Genomic DNA, 17,591 nt, shown 5'->3' on the forward strand with positions numbered 1-17,591 from the left:
ACCGTCGCAATCGCCGCCGTCAGCGTCGTCTTGCCATGGTCAACGTGACCAATCGTGCCCACATTCACGTGCGGCTTGGTCCGCTCGAATTTGCCTTTTGCCATTTTATTCTTCCTTCAAAAGAACGATTTTTACTATTCAAAATTCACCCGACGGGTGACAACTTGTACGGTGGCGCAGCCGGATGGCTGCGCCACCTCATGCATTACTTGCCAGCCTTGGAGGTAACGATGGCGTCGATGACGTTCTTCGGCGCTTCAGCGTAGTGCTTGAATTCCATCGTGTAGGTCGCACGGCCTTGCGTTGCGGAACGCAGCGAGGTCGCATAGCCGAACATTTCCGACAGCGGCACTTCGGCCTTGATGATCTTGCCACCACCGCCGGCGATCTCATCCATGCCCTGCACCATGCCGCGACGCGACGACAGATCGCCCATCACGGTACCGGCGTAGTCTTCCGGCGTTTCCACTTCGACTGCCATCATCGGCTCGAGGATGACCGGCGAAGCCTTGCGGCAGCCGTCCTTGAATGCCATCGAGGCAGCCATGCGGAACGCGTTTTCGTTCGAGTCAACATCGTGGTACGAACCGAAGAACAGCGTGACCTTGACGTCAACCACCGGGTAACCGGCCAGCACGCCACTCTGCAGCGTATCGACCACACCCTTCTCGACAGCCGGGATGTACTCGCGCGGAACAGTACCACCCTTGATCGCATCGACGAACTCGAAGCCCTTGCCGGCTTCTTGCGGCTCGATCTTCAGCACCACGTGGCCATACTGACCACGACCACCCGACTGCTTGACGAACTTGCCTTCGATCTCTTCGCAAGTCTTGCGAATCGTTTCGCGGTAGGCAACCTGCGGCTTGCCGACGGTTGCTTCAACGTTGAATTCACGCTTCATGCGGTCAACGATGATGTCGAGGTGCAGCTCGCCCATACCGGCGATAATGGTCTGACCAGACTCTTCATCCGTACGCACGCGGAACGATGGATCCTCGGCTGCCAGACGGTTCAGCGCCAAGCCCATCTTTTCCTGATCGGCCTTGGTTTTCGGCTCGACCGCCTGCGAAATCACCGGCTCAGGGAAGACCATGCGCTCCAGGACAACGAATGCCTTGTCGTCGCACAGAGTATCGCCCGTCGTCGTGTCTTTCAGACCGACCACTGCGGCGATGTCGCCGGCGCGCATTTCCTTGATCTCCTGACGCTCGTTCGCCTGCATCTGAACGATACGGCCGATACGCTCTTTCTTGCCCTTGACGGAGTTCAGCACGCTGTCACCCGAGTTCAGCGTACCGGAGTAGCAACGGATAAAGCACAATTGACCGACGAAGGGATCGGTAGCGATTTTGAAAGCCAGGGCCGAGAACTTCTCATCATCGGCAGCCTTGCGGACAGTCGCCTCTTCGTCTTCGTCCACGCCAGGCACAGGAGGAATATCCACCGGCGAAGGCAGGTAATCGACCACCGCATCAAGCATCGCCTGCACACCCTTGTTCTTGAATGCAGTACCGCACAGCATCGGCACGATCTCGCCCGAAATCGTACGTTGACGCAAGGCCGTTTTGATGTCTTCCTCGGAAAGCTCGCCCTCTTCGAGGTACTTGTTCATCAGTTCTTCGGATGCCTCGGCCGCGGCCTCGACCATGTTCTCGCGCCACTTGTTGGCGTCGGCAACGAGATTTTCCGGGATGTCGCCGTACTCGAACTTCATGCCTTGCGAGGCGTCATCCCAAATGATGGCCTTCATCTTGACCAGATCGACCACGCCCGTGAAATTATCTTCAGCGCCGATAGGCACTTGAATAGGAATCGGGTTGGCTTTCAGACGCGCGCGCATCTGGTCGTAAACCTTGAAGAAGTTCGCGCCGGTGCGATCCATCTTGTTGACGAAGGCGAGACGCGGAACCTTGTACTTGTTCGCTTGACGCCACACCGTTTCCGATTGCGGCTGCACGCCGCCCACGGCGCAATAAACCATGCAGGCGCCATCGAGCACGCGCATCGAACGCTCCACCTCGATGGTGAAATCGACGTGACCCGGCGTATCGATGATGTTGATGTGGTGAGGCTGGAAATTGCTCGCCATACCCTTCCAGTAGCAAGTGACAGCCGCCGAAGTAATGGTGATGCCACGTTCTTGTTCCTGCTCCATCCAGTCGGTCGTTGCCGCACCGTCATGCACCTCACCCAACTTGTGGTTCATGCCGGTGTAAAACAGGACGCGCTCGGTAGTGGTGGTCTTGCCTGCATCAATGTGAGCAGAAATACCGATATTGCGGTAGCGCTCGATGGGGGTCTTACGGGCCATAATCAATCCTAGTTTGTTTTGAATGCACAAAACCGAGCGCCATTTTTGAAAAACAGTCGCCCGGCTTCGAACAAATTACTGATGCTGCGACCGGACCATCCTGCGATCCGGCCGCCCAATCCATTAGAAGCGGAAGTGCGAGAACGCCTTGTTCGCTTCTGCCATGCGGTGAACCTCGTCACGCTTCTTCATCGCGCCGCCGCGGCCTTCCGCAGCTTCCAGCAGCTCACCTGCCAGACGCAGGGGCATGGATTTCTCGCTGCGCTTGTTGGCAGCTTCACGCAGCCAGCGCATCGACAGCGCCATGCGGCGAATCGGACGCACTTCGACCGGCACCTGATAGTTGGCACCGCCGACACGGCGCGATTTCACTTCGACCATCGGCTTGCAGTTGTTGATCGCGGCGAGGAAGACTTCGAGCGGATCCTTGCCCGATTTGGACTGGATCTGATCAAAGGCACCATAGATGATGTTTTCCGCAACCGACTTCTTGCCGGACAGCATCAACACGTTGACGAATTTGGCAACATCAACATTGCCGAATTTCGGATCAGGCAGAATTTCCCGTTTCGGGACTTCACGACGACGTGGCATTTCGATTCCTTTTTCAAATCTTCAGTTGAGCGACAGCATCGATCTGCTGCCCACTCGCGGACGGTCATCATAACCACCCACTTACTCGGCCCATTCGGGACCGACCCCTATTCCGCGCTTACACGGAAAACGAATGATTACTTCTTGGCTGCTTTCGCACGCTTGGCACCGTACTTCGAACGTGCCTGCTTACGATCCTTGACGCCCTGGGTATCCAGCGCACCGCGAACCATGTGGTAGCGCACACCCGGCAAATCCTTGACACGACCGCCGCGCAGCAGCACGACGCTGTGCTCCTGCAGGTTGTGACCCTCACCGCCGATGTACGAAATGACTTCGAAACCGTTGGTCAGGCGCACCTTGGCGACCTTACGCAGAGCCGAGTTAGGCTTCTTCGGGGTCGTGGTGTAAACGCGGGTGCAAACGCCACGTTTTTGCGGGCTGTTTTCCAGCGCCGGCGATTTGCTCTTGACGCGCGCGGAAACGCGCGGCTGGCGAATCAGTTGATTGATAGTTGGCATCGCTCTCTATCCAGCTTAATGACTACATTGATAATACGGCCTCGAAAACGGTTGTTCGAAGCCTCGGGAAATCGTGCGGAAGAATGGAATTCATCGCGCGGCTCGATCCTGGAGCCAGGAAGGAAGAAGCGCGCAGGAGAGTGCAGACGTGACGACATGCAGACCAAAGAGCGCTTAAGCCCAGCAGAGCTTAAAATCGAGAACTCGCGAGTGTACCCCTTCAGCCCGGGCGCGTCAACTGCGGAATGCTGGGCCGGGCGGGCGTTGTAAATCCGCCATGCGCGCCTTTGCCCACCATTTCCGCCGGCCCTGTTGCACAAGGTTTTCATAAAAAAAGCGCCGGGAGAACCCGGCGCTTTTTATTATTCCAGCCCGACGAATCAGGAGGCGTCCGTATCGCTGTCCGGCACGCTCGAGATATCGGCGAAATGCGCTTCGGCCTCGGCAGCACGCGCAGCCTTTTCGGCCTGCAGCAATGCCTGACGCTCTTCCGCTTCCCACGACTCCTTTTCCTTGCGGGCACGGTGGAATGCCAGACCGGTACCTGCAGGAATCAGGCGGCCGACGATGACGTTTTCCTTCAGACCGCGCAGGCCGTCCTTCTTGCCCATGATTGCAGCTTCGGTCAGCACGCGGGTCGTTTCCTGGAAGGAAGCGGCCGAGATGAAGGAATCGGTCGACAGCGAAGCCTTGGTGATGCCCAGCAGCACGTTTTCGTAGGTTGCCGGAATCTTGCCTTCGGCGACCACGCGATCGTTCTCTTCCAGCAACTCCGAGCGCTCGACCTGCTCGCCCGTGATGTAGTTGGTATCACCCGGTTCCACGACCTGCACGCGACGCAGCATCTGACGCACGATGACTTCGATGTGCTTGTCGTTGATCTTCACGCCCTGCAGACGATAGACGTCCTGCACTTCGTCGACGATGTAACGTGCCAGCGCTTCGATGCCCAGCAGACGCAGGATGTCTTGCGGATCGGCCGGGCCGTCCACGATCATCTCGCCCTTGTTCACGACCTGGCCGTCGTGCACCAGCACCTGCTTGTCCTTGGTGATCAGGAACTCGTGCTTGTTGCCGTCCATGTCGGTGATTTCCAGGCGTTGCTTGCCCTTGGTTTCCTTGCCGAACGCAACCGTACCGGTGACTTCCGCCAGCATGCCGGCATCCTTCGGTGAACGCGCTTCGAACAGCTCGGCAACACGCGGCAGACCGCCCGTGATGTCACGCGTTTTCTGCGATTCGGTCGGAATACGCGCCAGCACTTCGCCAACGGAGACCTGCTGACCGTCTTTCACAGTGATCAGTGCGCCAACCTGGAAGCCGATGGTCACGGCGTGCTCGGTGCCGGCGATCTTGACTTCCTCGCCCTTCTCGTTGAGCAGCTTGACCTGCGGACGCACCGACTTGGTGGTTGAGCCGCGGCGCTTGGCGTCGATCACGACCAGCGTCGACAGACCGGTCACTTCGTCGATCTGACGGGCAACCGTCACACCTTCCTCGACGTTCTCGAACTTCACCGTACCGCTGTACTCGGTGATGATCGGGCGCGTCAGCGGATCCCAGGTCGCCAGTGCGGTACCGGCCTTGATGGCCATGCCGTCCTGCACGATCAGCGTGGCGCCGTAAGGCACCTTGTGACGTTCGCGCTCGCGGCCGATATCGTCGGTGATCAGCACTTCGCCCGAACGGGAAATGACGATCTGACCGCCCTTGCCGTTGGTGACGTAGCGCATGGCCGCGGTAAAGCGGACCGTACCGTTGGACTTGGCTTCGACCGACGAGGCGACCGCTGCACGCGATGCCGCACCGCCGATGTGGAAGGTACGCATCGTGAGCTGGGTGCCCGGTTCGCCGATCGACTGCGCGGCGACCACACCGACGGCTTCGCCGGCGTTGACCAGCATGCCGCGACCGAGGTCGCGACCGTAGCACTGCGCGCACAGACCGTAGCGCGTGTCGCAGGTCAGCGGCGTGCGGACCTTGACTTCGTCGATACCGAGTTGCTCGATCTCTTCGACCATGTCTTCGTTCAGCAGCGTGCCGGCAGCGTACAGCGTTTCCTGCGTTTCCGGGTTAACGACATCGGTTGCCGCAACGCGACCCAGGATACGGTCGCGCAGCGCCTCGATGACTTCACCGCCTTCGACCAGCGCCTTCATCGATGCGCCGTTGCTGGTGCCGCAATCGTCTTCGATCACGACCAGATCCTGCGTCACGTCGACCAGACGACGGGTCAGGTAACCCGAGTTCGCGGTCTTCAGCGCGGTATCTGCCAGGCCCTTACGTGCGCCGTGGGTCGAGATGAAGTACTGCAGCACGTTCAGACCTTCGCGGAAGTTCGCGGTGATCGGCGTTTCGATGATCGAGCCGTCCGGCTTGGCCATCAGGCCGCGCATGCCGGCCAGCTGACGGATCTGCGCTGCGGAACCGCGCGCGCCGGAGTCGGCCATCATGTAAATGGCGTTGAACGATTCCTGCGTCGACTTGGTACCGTCGCGCTTGACGACGTCCTCGACCTTCAGTTGTTCCATCATGGCCTTGCCGACGTCGTCGCCGGCGCTGCCCCAGATGTCAACCACCTTGTTGTAGCGCTCGCCAGCCGTCACCAGACCCGATGCGTATTGCTGCTGGATCTGCTTCACTTCGTTTTCCGCGGCGGCGATGATATCGACCTTTTGCGGCGGCACCAGCATGTCGTCGACACAGATCGAGATGCCGGCGCGCGTAGCGAGGCGGAAGCCCGATTGCAGCAGTTGGTCGGCGAACACCACGGTGGCGCGCAGACCGCACTTGCGGAACGACAGGTTGATCAGGCGCGAAATCTCTTTCTTCTTCAGGGCGCGATTCAGCACGCTGAACGGCAGGCCTTTCGGCAGGATTTCCGATAGGATGGCGCGGCCAACCGTCGTTTCATAACGGGTGACGGTCTTGTCGAATTCACCGGTTTCCGCGTTCTTCGGATACTCGGTGATACGCACCGTGATGCGCGTGGTCAGTTCGACTTCCTTGTTGTCGTAGGCGCGGATGACTTCCGACACATCCGGGAACAGCATGCCTTCGCCCTTGCCGTTGATCTGTTCACGCGTGGCGTAGTACAGACCCAGCACGATATCCTGCGACGGCACGATCGACGGTTCGCCGTTGGACGGGAACAGGATGTTGTTCGACGCCAGCATCAGCGTGCGCGCTTCCATCTGCGCTTCGATCGACAGCGGCACGTGAACGGCCATCTGGTCGCCGTCGAAGTCGGCGTTGAATGCGGCGCAAACCAGCGGGTGCAACTGAATTGCCTTGCCTTCGATCAGGACCGGCTCGAACGCCTGGATGCCCAGACGGTGCAGCGTCGGTGCGCGGTTCAGCATGACCGGATGTTCGCGGATCACGTCTTCCAGGATGTCCCAGACCACCGGTTCCTGGATTTCAACCAGCTTCTTGGCGGCCTTGATCGTGGTCGCCAGGCCCATCAGTTCGAGCTTGTTGAAGATGAACGGCTTGAACAGTTCGAGCGCCATCAGCTTCGGCAGACCGCACTGGTGCAGTTTGAGCTGCGGACCGACCACGATGACCGAACGGCCCGAGTAGTCGACGCGCTTGCCCAGCAGGTTTTGACGGAAACGACCGCCCTTGCCCTTGATCATCTCGGCCAGCGACTTCAGCGGACGCTTGTTGGCGCCGGTCATGGCCTTGCCGCGGCGGCCGTTGTCGAGCAGCGAGTCGACGGCTTCCTGCAGCATGCGCTTTTCGTTGCGCGTGATGATTTCCGGCGCGCGCAGTTCCATCAGGCGCTTCAGACGGTTGTTGCGGTTGATGACGCGACGATACAGATCGTTGAGGTCGGAAGTCGCGAAGCGGCCACCGTCCAGCGGCACCAGCGGACGCAGCTCCGGCGGCAGCACCGGCAGCACTTCCATGATCATCCAGTCCGGCTTGATGCCCGAACGCTGGAATGCCTCGAGTACTTTCAGGCGCTTGGCGTATTTCTTGATCTTGGCTTCGGACTTCGACTCTTTCAGGTCCTGGCGCAGCGTTTCCGCATCGCGGTCGATGTCGATCGAACGCAGCAGTTCGCGGATGCCTTCGGCACCCATGAATGCGGTGAAATCGTCGCCGTACTCTTCATACTTGGCGGCGTAATCGTCTTCCGACATGATCTGGCACTTCTTCAGCGGCGTCATGCCCGGATCGGTGACGACGTAGGCTTCGAAGTACAGCACGCGTTCGATGTCGCGCAGCGTCATGTCGAGCACCATGCCCAGACGCGACGGCAGCGATTTCAGGAACCAGATGTGCGCGGTCGGCGAAGCCAGTTCGATGTGACCCATGCGCTCGCGGCGCACTTTTGCCAGCGTGACTTCGACGCCGCATTTTTCACAGATCACGCCACGGTGCTTGAGGCGCTTGTACTTGCCACACAGGCATTCGTAATCCTTGATCGGGCCAAAGATCTTGGCGCAGAACAAGCCGTCACGTTCAGGTTTGAAGGTACGATAGTTGATGGTTTCCGGCTTCTTGACTTCGCCGTAGGACCACGAACGAATCTTCTCCGGCGATGCCAGACCGATCTTGATCGCGTCGAATTGTTCGTTTTGCTGAACTTGCTTGAATAGATCGAGCAGTGCTTTCATGTATCACTCCAGTTGGCGTGAAAAACGCTGATGTATAACGCGGTCGTGTTCCGCCTGTACTAACCCTGTTCGCATCCGCGGGAGAGCCGAGCCTGAAGTGGCAGGGTGCCGCGTATACCGGGACAGGTGACACGTCCGTACTGCTAATACTGCAAATCTTTGGTTGCCGCCCTAGTTCGGACGGCTGCGGGGCGGCTTGCGCCGCCCCTGTCATGCTTAGTCGCGCTCGAGATCGATGTCGATACCCAGCGAGCGGATTTCCTTCACGAGAACGTTGAAGGATTCCGGCATGCCGGCGTCGATCACGTGGTCGCCCTTGACGAGGTTTTCATAAACCTTGGTACGGCCATTCACGTCATCGGACTTGACGGTCAGCATCTCTTGCAGCACATACGATGCGCCGTAGGCTTCCAGCGCCCAGACTTCCATCTCGCCGAAGCGCTGACCACCGAACTGCGCCTTGCCGCCCAACGGTTGCTGCGTGACCAGCGAGTAAGGGCCGGTCGAGCGTGCGTGCATCTTGTCGTCGACCAGATGGTGCAGCTTCAGCATGTGCATGTAGCCGACCGTGACCGTGCGCTCGAATGCCTCGCCGGTGCGACCGTCGTACATCGTGACCTGGTTCTTCGACGGCGTCATGCCCAGATTGGTGGCGATCTCTTCCGGATAGGCCAGATCCAGCATGCGGCGAATCTCTTCTTCGTGCGCGCCGTCGAACACCGGCGTCGCGAACGGCACACCGTTCTTGAGATTGGCTGCCAGCGTCAGCACTTCCTCGTCGGACAGGCTGTCGATATCTTCCGACTTGCCCGACTCGTTGTAGATCTGCGTCAGGAACTTGCGCAGTTCGGTTGCCTTGGCTTGCGCGCGCAGCATTTCGCCGATGCGCAGACCCAGGCCTTTTGCCGCCCAGCCCAGGTGGACTTCCAGCACCTGACCGACGTTCATGCGCGACGGCACGCCCAGCGGGTTCAGCACGACGTCGGCCGGCGTACCGTCGGCCATGTACGGCATGTCTTCCACCGGCACGATGCGCGAGACCACGCCCTTGTTACCATGACGACCCGCCATCTTGTCGCCAGGCTGCAGGCGACGCTTGACGGCCAGATAGACCTTGACCATCTTCTGCACGCCTGGCGGCAGTTCGTCGCCTTGCGTCAGTTTCTTGCGCTTCTCTTCGAAAGCCAGATCGAACTGGTGACGCTTCTCGGCGATCGATTCCTTGATCGCTTCGAGTGCGTTGGCCGAGGTATCGTCCGCAGGACGGATGTCGAACCAGTGGTACTTGTCCAGATCGTCCAGATATTCCTTGGTGATCTTGCTGCCCTTGGCGATCTTCTTCGGACCGCCGTTGACGACCTTGCCGATCAGCATCTTCTCGAGACGCTGGAAGGCATCGCCTTCGACGATACGCAGCTGATCGTTCAGGTCCAGGCGATAGCGCTGCAGTTCATCGTCGATGATCTGCTGGGCGCGCTTGTCGCGCTGGATGCCTTCGCGCGTGAAGACCTGCACGTCGATGACGGTACCGACCATGCCGGACGGTACGCGCAGCGAGGTATCTTTCACGTCCGATGCTTTTTCACCGAAGATCGCGCGCAGCAGTTTTTCCTCCGGCGTCAGCTGCGTTTCGCCCTTCGGCGTCACTTTACCGACCAGCGTATCGCCGGCGGTCACTTCAGCGCCGATATAGACGATGCCGGATTCATCCAGACGGGCCAGTTGGTTCTCGGCCAGGTTCGAGATGTCGCGCGTGATTTCCTCGGCGCCCAGCTTGGTGTCGCGTGCGACAACCGACAGTTCCTCGATGTGGATCGAGGTATAGCGATCGTCTGCAACCACCTTCTCCGAGATCAGGATCGAATCCTCGAAGTTGTAGCCGTTCCACGGCATGAACGCGACCAGCATGTTCTGGCCGAGTGCCAGTTCGCCGAGGTCGGTCGATGCGCCGTCGGCGATCACGTCGCCGCGTGCCACGCGATCGCCCACTTGCACGATCGGACGCTGGTTGATGTTGGTGTTCTGGTTGGAACGCGTGTACTTGATCAGGTTGTAGATATCGACACCGACTTCACCGGCAGCGGCTTCGTCGTCGTTGACGCGAATCACGACACGGCCTGCATCGATGTAGTCAACCACACCGCCACGCAGTGCCTGCACGGTGGTACCCGAGTCGACTGCCACGGTGCGCTCGATGCCGGTACCGACGAAGGCTTTTTCCGGACGCAGGCAAGGCACGGCCTGACGCTGCATGTTGGCACCCATCAATGCGCGGTTCGCGTCATCGTGTTCGAGGAACGGAATCAGCGACGCTGCAACGGAAACCACCTGGCCCGGCGCCACGTCCATGTACTGCACGCGTTCCGGCGACACCAGAATGGTTTCGCCCGCTTCACGCGCCGACACCAGTTCGTCCGACAGCTTGCCGGACTTGTCGATGGTCGCGTTCGCCTGGGCGATGATATAGCGGCCTTCCTCGATCGCCGACAGATAGTCGATCTGGTTGGTGACCTTGCTGCCGTCAACCTTGCGGTACGGCGTTTCGAGGAAGCCGTACTCGTTCAGGCGCGCATACAGCGCCAGCGAGTTGATCAGACCGATGTTCGGGCCTTCAGGCGTTTCGATCGGGCACACGCGGCCGTAGTGGGTCGGGTGCACGTCGCGCACCTCGAAGCCGGCGCGTTCGCGCGTCAGACCGCCAGGGCCGAGAGCCGAAACACGGCGTTTGTGCGTGATCTCGGACAACGGGTTGGTCTGATCCATGAACTGCGACAGCTGCGACGAACCGAAGAATTCGCGGATCGCGGCCGAGATCGGCTTGGAGTTGATCAGGTCGTGCGGCATCAGGTTGTCGGCTTCGGCCTGGCCGAGACGCTCCTTGACTGCGCGCTCGACACGCACGAGGCCGGCGCGGAACTGGTTTTCCGCCAGTTCGCCGACGCAACGCACGCGACGGTTACCAAGGTGATCGATATCGTCGACTTCGCCGCGACCGTTGCGCAGCTCGACCAGGATCTTGATCACGGCCAGGATGTCGTCGTTCGACAGCGTCATCGGGCCGGTCAGTTCTTCGCGGCCGACGCGGCGGTTGAACTTCATGCGGCCGACGGCCGACAGGTCATAGCGCTCGGCGTTGTAGAACAGGCCGTTGAACAGGGCCTCGACCGAATCTTCGGTCGGCGGTTCGCCAGGACGCATCATGCGATAGATGGCCACGCGCGCAGCCATCTGGTCGGCGGTGTCGTCCATGCGCAGGGTCTGCGAGATGTAGGCGCCCTGATCCAGATCGTTGGTGAACAGCGTCTGGATGGTGTCGATGCCGGCTTCGCGCAGACGCGCCAGCGTTTCTTCGGTCAGCTCGTCGTTGGCATTGGCCAGCACTTCGCCGGTATCGCCGTCCACCACGTTCTTGGCCAGCACACGGCCCAGCAGGTAGTCTTCCGGTACCGAAATATGCTTGATGCCGGCGGCTTCAATGTCGCGCACGTGCTTGCTGTTGATGCGCTTGTCCTTGGCGACCAACACCTTGCCGGCCTTGTCGGCGATGTCGAAACGCGCCACTTCACCGCGCAGACGCTCGGCGACGAACGCCATCTCCGCACCCTCTTCGCGCAGCTTGAAGTCGTCGAACACGAAGAAGTGCTCGAGGATCTGCTCCGGCGTCATGCCGATGGCTTTCAGCAGGATGGTGACCGGCATCTTGCGGCGACGGTCGACGCGGAAGAACAGGATGTCCTTCGGATCGAATTCGTAGTCCAGCCACGAACCGCGGTAAGGAATGATGCGCGCCGAGAACAGCAGCTTGCCCGACGAGTGCGTCTTGCCGCGGTCGTGTTCGAAGAACACGCCCGGCGAACGGTGCAGCTGCGACACGATGACACGCTCGGTACCGTTGATGACGAACGAACCGGTGGTCGTCATGAGCGGCAGTTCGCCCATATAGACTTCCTGCTCCTTCATTTCCTTGACGACCGGCTTGGTCGGCGACTCCTTGTCGAGGATCACGAGGCGCACCTTGGCGCGCAGCGGCGACGCGAACGTCAACCCACGCTGTTGGCATTCCTTGACATCGAACGGAGGATCGCCTAATACATACGACAGGAATTCGAGACGCGCAAAACCGTTGTGCGAAACGATGGGGAAAATCGAGGTGAAGGCGGATTGCAGCCCTTCATTCTTGCGCTGCGATGGAATGACATTTTCCTGCAGAAAACTCTGATACGACTCGAGCTGGGTGGCAAGCAGGAACGGAACGTGGTGGACGTTAGCGCGTTTCGCGAACGACTTGCGAATGCGCTTCTTCTCAGTAAATGAGTAGTGCATGGACACTCCGTGAGTGACAGGGGAAGGATAGAGAATTCAGGATTCGGATCACGATGTGCAAATTGCAGAGGCGCAATTTGACGCATAGAAACCTCAAGTCTCTGCCCTTTAACCGAACCTGTAAGGATACCCGACTTTGGTCGAGCCCGCTTTCGGCGACAAAAAATACAAAAACGACAATGAGCCAAAGCCGAACCGCTCTTTCAAGCGGTTCCGCGCTTTGGCTCGTACGCTGCAAAATGACAGCGTCGGCAAAATCCGATTACTTGAGGTCGGCTTTTGCGCCAGCTTCTTCCAGTTTTTTCTTGGCTGCTTCGGCGTCTGCCTTGGCGAGGCCTTCTTTGACTGGCTTCGGTGCACCGTCAACCAGATCCTTGGCTTCTTTCAGGCCCAGACCGGTGATTTCGCGGACGGCTTTAATGACGCCGACCTTGTTGGCGCCGACTTCGGTCAGGACAACGTTGAATTCGGTTTGCTCTTCAGCAGCTGCAGCACCGCCAGCAGCACCGCCGCCAGCAGCAGGTGCGGCCATTGCAGCAGCCGAAACGCCGAATTTTTCTTCGAATGCCTTGACCAGGTCATTCAGTTCCAGGACGGTCAGGTTGCCTACGGCTTCCAGGATGTCGTCTTTGCTAATTGCCATTTGAAACTCCTAAATTTTTTCAGTAATTACATCGAGTTGGTTCTGACGCGAATGCGTCCGAAACGCAGGTGGGAAGCGGCCGCAATGCGGCCAGCCTCTTATTCCGCTGCAGCTTCGGTCGATTCGGCTGCCGGTGCTGCTTCTGCAGGCGCATCGCCTTCAGATTTTTTAGCAGCAAGAGCAGCCAGACCACGCGTAAAGCTCGCAACCGGGACCAGCATCATGCCCAGGACTTGGGCCAGCAGGACTTCACGGCTAGGAATGTTTGCCAATGCCGTCACGCCCGCCTTGTCGAGGGGCTTGCCGGCATAGTTACCTGCCTTGACGACCAGTTTGTCGTTGGTTTTGGCAAAGTCGGAAACGACTTTGGCCGCAGCAACGGCATCTTCCGAGATCGAGTAGATCAGCGGACCGGTCAGCTCAGAGGCCAGCGGTGCAAACGGCGTGCCCTCAACAGCGCGACGAGCGAGCGTGTTTTTCAACACGCGCAGGTACACGCCTTCGGCACGCGCTTTGGCGCGCAGTTGCGTCAAGTGACCAACCTGGATGCCACGATATTCGGCCACGACGATGGTCTGTGCCGATGCTACCTTGGCAGAGATCTCGGCGACGACGGCCTTTTTGTCATTCAGATTGAGACTCAAGATCAACCTCCAAAAATGATGTTCGGCCACTGCACAGCCGCGATTGGCTGCCTGCCTTGCATCTGTTCGAACACGGCGTCCGAAGTCAGGAGTTCCATACTGGAGAAACCAGCAAAAGAGACTGCAAAACTTGTTCGGGTCACCATCTGCGCTGGGTATCGATCGTTACCGATGCGATGTTTAACTTTGCACACCAAACAGCATGTGCGCCGCCCAACGGTCTTTGATTGCCTGAACCTTCTTCATTGCTGCCGAAGCAGGTCCAGCCCAAAGATGCGCCCGCTGCACGGAGCAGCGGGACTTGATTCTGCCATTAAGCGGCGAGCGTCGTTTGATCGACACGCACGCCGGCGCCCATCGTCGAGGACAGCGAGACCTTGCGCAGGTAGATACCCTTGCTCGATGCAGGCTTGGCCTTGTTCAGGGCATCGATCAGCGCCAGCAGGTTCGACTTGAGCGCCTCGTCCGAGAACGATTTGCGGCCGATGGTGGCGTGAATGATGCCGGCCTTGTCAGTACGGTACTGGACCTGACCGGCCTTGGCGTTCTTGACGGCGGTGGCGACGTCAGGCGTGACGGTACCGACTTTCGGGTTCGGCATCATGCCGCGCGGGCCGAGGATCTGACCGAGCGTACCGACGATACGCATGGTATCCGGCGAGGCGATGACGATGTCGAACGGCATGTTGCCGGCCTTGATCTGTTCTGCCAGGTCTTCCATGCCGACGATGTCAGCGCCAGCGGCCTTGGCCTGCTCTGCCTTGTCGCCGGAAGCGAACACGGCGACACGAACGGTCTTGCCGGTACCGGCAGGCAGCACGACGGAACCGCGAACGACCTGATCCGACTTCTTCGGATCAACGCCGAGCTGAACCGAGATGTCGATGGATTCATCGAACTTGGCGGTAGCGCATTCCTTGATCAGCGCAACGGCGCTGTCGAACGGATATGCCTTGATGCGATCGACCTTGGCCTTGATTGCCTTGGCGCGTTTGGACAGCTTAGCCATTACAGACCCTCCACCGTGATGCCCATCGAGCGCGCGGAACCGGCGATGGTACGCACAGCAGCCTCGAGGTCGGCCGCGGTCAGATCCGGGCCTTTCAATTTAGCGATTTCTTCCGCTTGTGCGCGGGTCAGCTTGCCGACCTTGTCGGTATGCGGCTTGGCCGAACCTTTTTGCACGCCCGAATGCTTCTTGATCAGGTAGGTTGCCGGCGGCGTCTTCATCACGAAGGTGAAGGACTTGTCGGCAAATGCGGTGATCACGACAGGGATCGGCATGCCCGGCTCGACACCTTGGGTCTGGGCGTTGAACGCCTTGCAGAATTCCATGATGTTGAGACCGCGCTGGCCCAGGGCCGGGCCGATCGGAGGAGAGGGATTTGCCTTACCAGCCGGCACTTGCAGCTTGATAAAGCCAACGATTTTCTTGGCCATTGATGGCTCCTACATTGGTTTGAGTGGTAGCGCCGGTTCGCCGTCTTGCGACTTGCTACTGAGGCTCCTCTTGGTACTGCCTACTGCAGTTGCATCTGACGAAACCCGGGTTTCGTCGCGCCGCAACCCGCGCTTAAACTTTTTCGACCTGGCCGAATTCGAGTTCCACCGGCGTGGCACGACCGAAGATCGTGACCGAGACGCGCACCTTGGACTTCTCGTAGTTGACTTCCTCGACGTTGCCGTTGAAGTCGGTGAACGGACCATCCTTGATGCGGACCATCTCGCCCACTTCGTACAGCACCTTCGGACGCGGCTTTTCGACGCCGTCCTGCATCTGCTGCATGATCTTGTCGACTTCGTGCGGCGGAATCGGCGTCGGCTTGTTCGACTTGCCGCCGATGAAACCGGTGACCTTGTTGGTGTTCTTGACCAGGTGCCAGGTTTCGTCGGTCATTTCCATTTCGACCAGCACGTAGCCGGGAAAGAAACGACGCTCGGTCACCGACTTGTGACCGTTCTTGACTTCCACCACCTCTTCGGTCGGCACCAGGATCTGGCCGAACTGATCTTCCATGCCGGCGCGCGCGACGCGCTCCATCAAGGCGCGCTGCACGCTCTTTTCCATGCCGGAATAGGCGTGCACGACATACCAGCGCTTCTTGCTTGTGGACGCTGCAGCGGCAGCGGCGCCCGAGGCGCCGTTTTCTGCATCATCCTGAATAGGGTCACTCATTATCTTTTCCAGCCCAAAATCAGGTCATACAACACAACTTCGAGCAGCTTGTCCGTACCCCAGAGGAAAATCGCCATGACCACCACAAAACCGAACACGATTGCGGTCATCTGCAACGCTTCGCGGCGAGTCGGCCACACGACCTTCTTGGTTTCGCGAACAGCTTCCTTGGAGAAATTGAGGAAATCGCGACCCGGCGTGGACGTCCACGCGATCGCGACAGCCACAATCAGACCGCCAACCAGGGCAGCAGCACGAATCGCCGTTGCCTTGTCCGACAATACATAAAATCCGACCACGCCCGCGATTGCAGCGAGAATTGCCAGGGCGACCTTGACCTTGTCACCTGACGCGCCAACAGTTTGTACGGGTTGATTAGACATTGCTAGTTTGCTTTCGATACCCTGCACCAGAATCCGGTGGCAGGGGCGGAGGGCCTCGAACCCCCAACCTACGGTTTTGGAGACCGTCACTCTGCCAATTGAGCTACGCCCCTACGATTGCACTACCACTACCTGAATCGACTACGGCGATCCGAGGATCGCCGCATCATTCATTTCTTACTCGATGATCTTAGCCACGACACCGGCGCCGACGGTACGACCGCCTTCACGGATGGCGAAACGCAGACCTTCTTCCATTGCGATCGGGTTGATCAGTTGCACCGTGATCGACACGTTGTCGCCCGGCATGACCATTTCCTTGTCCTTCGGCAGTTCGATCGAGCCCGTCACGTCCGTCGTACGGAAGTAGAACTGCGGACGGTAGTTATTGAAGAACGGGGTGTGACGGCCGCCTTCGTCTTTCGACAACACGTAGATCTCGCCGGTGAAGTGTTTGTGTGGCTTGATCGAACCTGGTTTTGCCAGAACTTGACCACGTTCCACGTCTTCACGCTTGGTACCACGCAGCAGCACGCCGACGTTGTCGCCTGCCTGACCTTGGTCGAGCAGCTTGCGGAACATTTCGACGCCGGTGCAGGTGGTTTTTTGCGTATCACGGATACCGACGATTTCGATTTCTTCGCCGACCTTGATCACGCCGCGTTCGACACGGCCGGTGACGACCGTACCACGACCCGAGATCGAGAACACGTCTTCGACCGGCAGCAGGAAGGTGCCGTCAACGGCGCGTTCCGGCGTCGGGATGTAGGTGTCGAGGGCTTCTGCGAGGGCCATGATGGCTTGTTCGCCCAGAGGACCGGTGTCGCCTTCGAGGGCGAGCTTGGCCGAGCCTTTGACGATCGGCAGGTCGTCGCCTGGGAATTCGTATTTCGAAAGGAGCTCACGCACTTCCATTTCGACCAGTTCGAGCAGTTCTTCGTCGTCAACCATGTCTGCCTTGTTGAGGAAGACGATGATGTACGGAACGCCAACCTGGCGCGACAGCAGGATGTGTTCGCGCGTTTGCGGCATCGGACCGTCGGCTGCGGAGCAGACCAGGATGGCGCCGTCCATTTGCGCAGCGCCCGTGATCATGTTTTTCACATAGTCGGCGTGGCCTGGGCAGTCAACGTGTGCGTAGTGACGGTTGGCGGTTTCGTATTCGACGTGCGCGGTGTTGATGGTGATGCCGCGTGCTTTCTCTTCAGGTGCCGCGTCAATCTGGTCGTAGCCCTTGGCTTCGCCGCCAAACTTCTTCGACAACACCGTCGCAATCGCCGCCGTCAGCGTCGTCTTGCCATGGTCAACGTGACCAATCGTGCCCACATTCACGTGCGGCTTGGTCCGCTCGAATTTGCCTTTTGCCAT

General features: G+C 59.2%; 13 protein-coding genes and 1 tRNA gene. All 14 read right to left on the minus strand.

The genetic code is table 11. The features are described 5' to 3' along the window. Nucleotides 1-104: GTP-binding protein (locus IEV38_RS15140; RefSeq protein WP_229726451.1), on the minus strand; the 104-nt coding region annotated here is incomplete at its 3' end. 101 nt (nt 105-205) lie between these two features. Beyond that, nucleotides 206-2,314 carry an elongation factor G gene (gene fusA / locus IEV38_RS15145; protein WP_188397588.1) on the minus strand — a complete coding sequence of 703 codons (2,109 nt, stop codon included), beginning with the start codon at nt 2,312-2,314 and terminating at the stop codon, nt 206-208. 123 nt (nt 2,315-2,437) lie between these two features. Further along, a complete protein-coding gene (rpsG, locus tag IEV38_RS15150; RefSeq protein ID WP_188397591.1) occupies nt 2,438-2,908 on the minus strand; it encodes a 30S ribosomal protein S7 in 471 nt (156 codons plus the stop codon). Nucleotides 2,909-3,045: 137 nt separating this feature from the next. Further along, entirely contained in the window at nt 3,046-3,429 is a 384-nt protein-coding gene (gene rpsL, locus IEV38_RS15155; protein WP_057293079.1) for a 30S ribosomal protein S12, read from the minus strand. 380 nt (nt 3,430-3,809) lie between these two features. Then, on the minus strand, nt 3,810-8,054 hold the full coding sequence (rpoC, locus tag IEV38_RS15160; protein ID WP_188397593.1) for a DNA-directed RNA polymerase subunit beta': 4,245 nt from the start codon (nt 8,052-8,054) through the stop codon (nt 3,810-3,812). Between the two features lie 216 nt (nt 8,055-8,270). After that, nucleotides 8,271-12,377 carry a DNA-directed RNA polymerase subunit beta gene (gene rpoB / locus IEV38_RS15165; protein WP_188397595.1) on the minus strand — a complete coding sequence of 1,369 codons (4,107 nt, stop codon included), beginning with the start codon at nt 12,375-12,377 and terminating at the stop codon, nt 8,271-8,273. Between the two features lie 262 nt (nt 12,378-12,639). Beyond that, nucleotides 12,640-13,020, minus strand: coding sequence for a 50S ribosomal protein L7/L12 (rplL, locus tag IEV38_RS15170; protein WP_188397597.1), 381 nt, complete (start codon nt 13,018-13,020; stop codon nt 12,640-12,642). A 98-nt stretch (nt 13,021-13,118) separates the two neighbouring features. Beyond that, nucleotides 13,119-13,664, minus strand: coding sequence for a 50S ribosomal protein L10 (rplJ, locus tag IEV38_RS15175; RefSeq protein ID WP_188397598.1), 546 nt, complete (start codon nt 13,662-13,664; stop codon nt 13,119-13,121). Between the two features lie 313 nt (nt 13,665-13,977). Then, nucleotides 13,978-14,673, minus strand: coding sequence for a 50S ribosomal protein L1 (gene rplA, locus IEV38_RS15180; protein ID WP_188397599.1), 696 nt, complete (start codon nt 14,671-14,673; stop codon nt 13,978-13,980). Beyond that, nucleotides 14,673-15,104 carry a 50S ribosomal protein L11 gene (rplK, locus tag IEV38_RS15185; protein WP_188397600.1) on the minus strand — a complete coding sequence of 144 codons (432 nt, stop codon included), beginning with the start codon at nt 15,102-15,104 and terminating at the stop codon, nt 14,673-14,675. Before rplK ends, rplA begins: the two co-directional genes overlap by 1 nt. A 133-nt stretch (nt 15,105-15,237) precedes the next feature. Next, nucleotides 15,238-15,840: a transcription termination/antitermination protein NusG gene (gene nusG / locus IEV38_RS15190; RefSeq protein ID WP_188397601.1), complete on the minus strand. Its 603-nt coding sequence runs from the start codon at nt 15,838-15,840 to the stop codon at nt 15,238-15,240. Then, nucleotides 15,840-16,223, minus strand: a complete 384-nt coding sequence (secE, locus tag IEV38_RS15195; protein WP_188397603.1) for a preprotein translocase subunit SecE — start codon at nt 16,221-16,223, stop codon at nt 15,840-15,842. The genes nusG and secE overlap by 1 nt, the downstream gene beginning before the upstream one ends. A 37-nt stretch (nt 16,224-16,260) precedes the next feature. Next, nucleotides 16,261-16,336 (minus strand) — tRNA-Trp (locus IEV38_RS15200). A gap of 64 nt (nt 16,337-16,400) precedes the next feature. Continuing rightward, nucleotides 16,401-17,591, minus strand: coding sequence for an elongation factor Tu (gene tuf / locus IEV38_RS15205; RefSeq protein WP_188396392.1), 1,191 nt, complete (start codon nt 17,589-17,591; stop codon nt 16,401-16,403).

This window comes from Oxalicibacterium flavum (assembly GCF_014635065.1).
Lineage (GTDB): Bacteria > Pseudomonadota > Gammaproteobacteria > Burkholderiales > Burkholderiaceae_D > Oxalicibacterium > Oxalicibacterium flavum.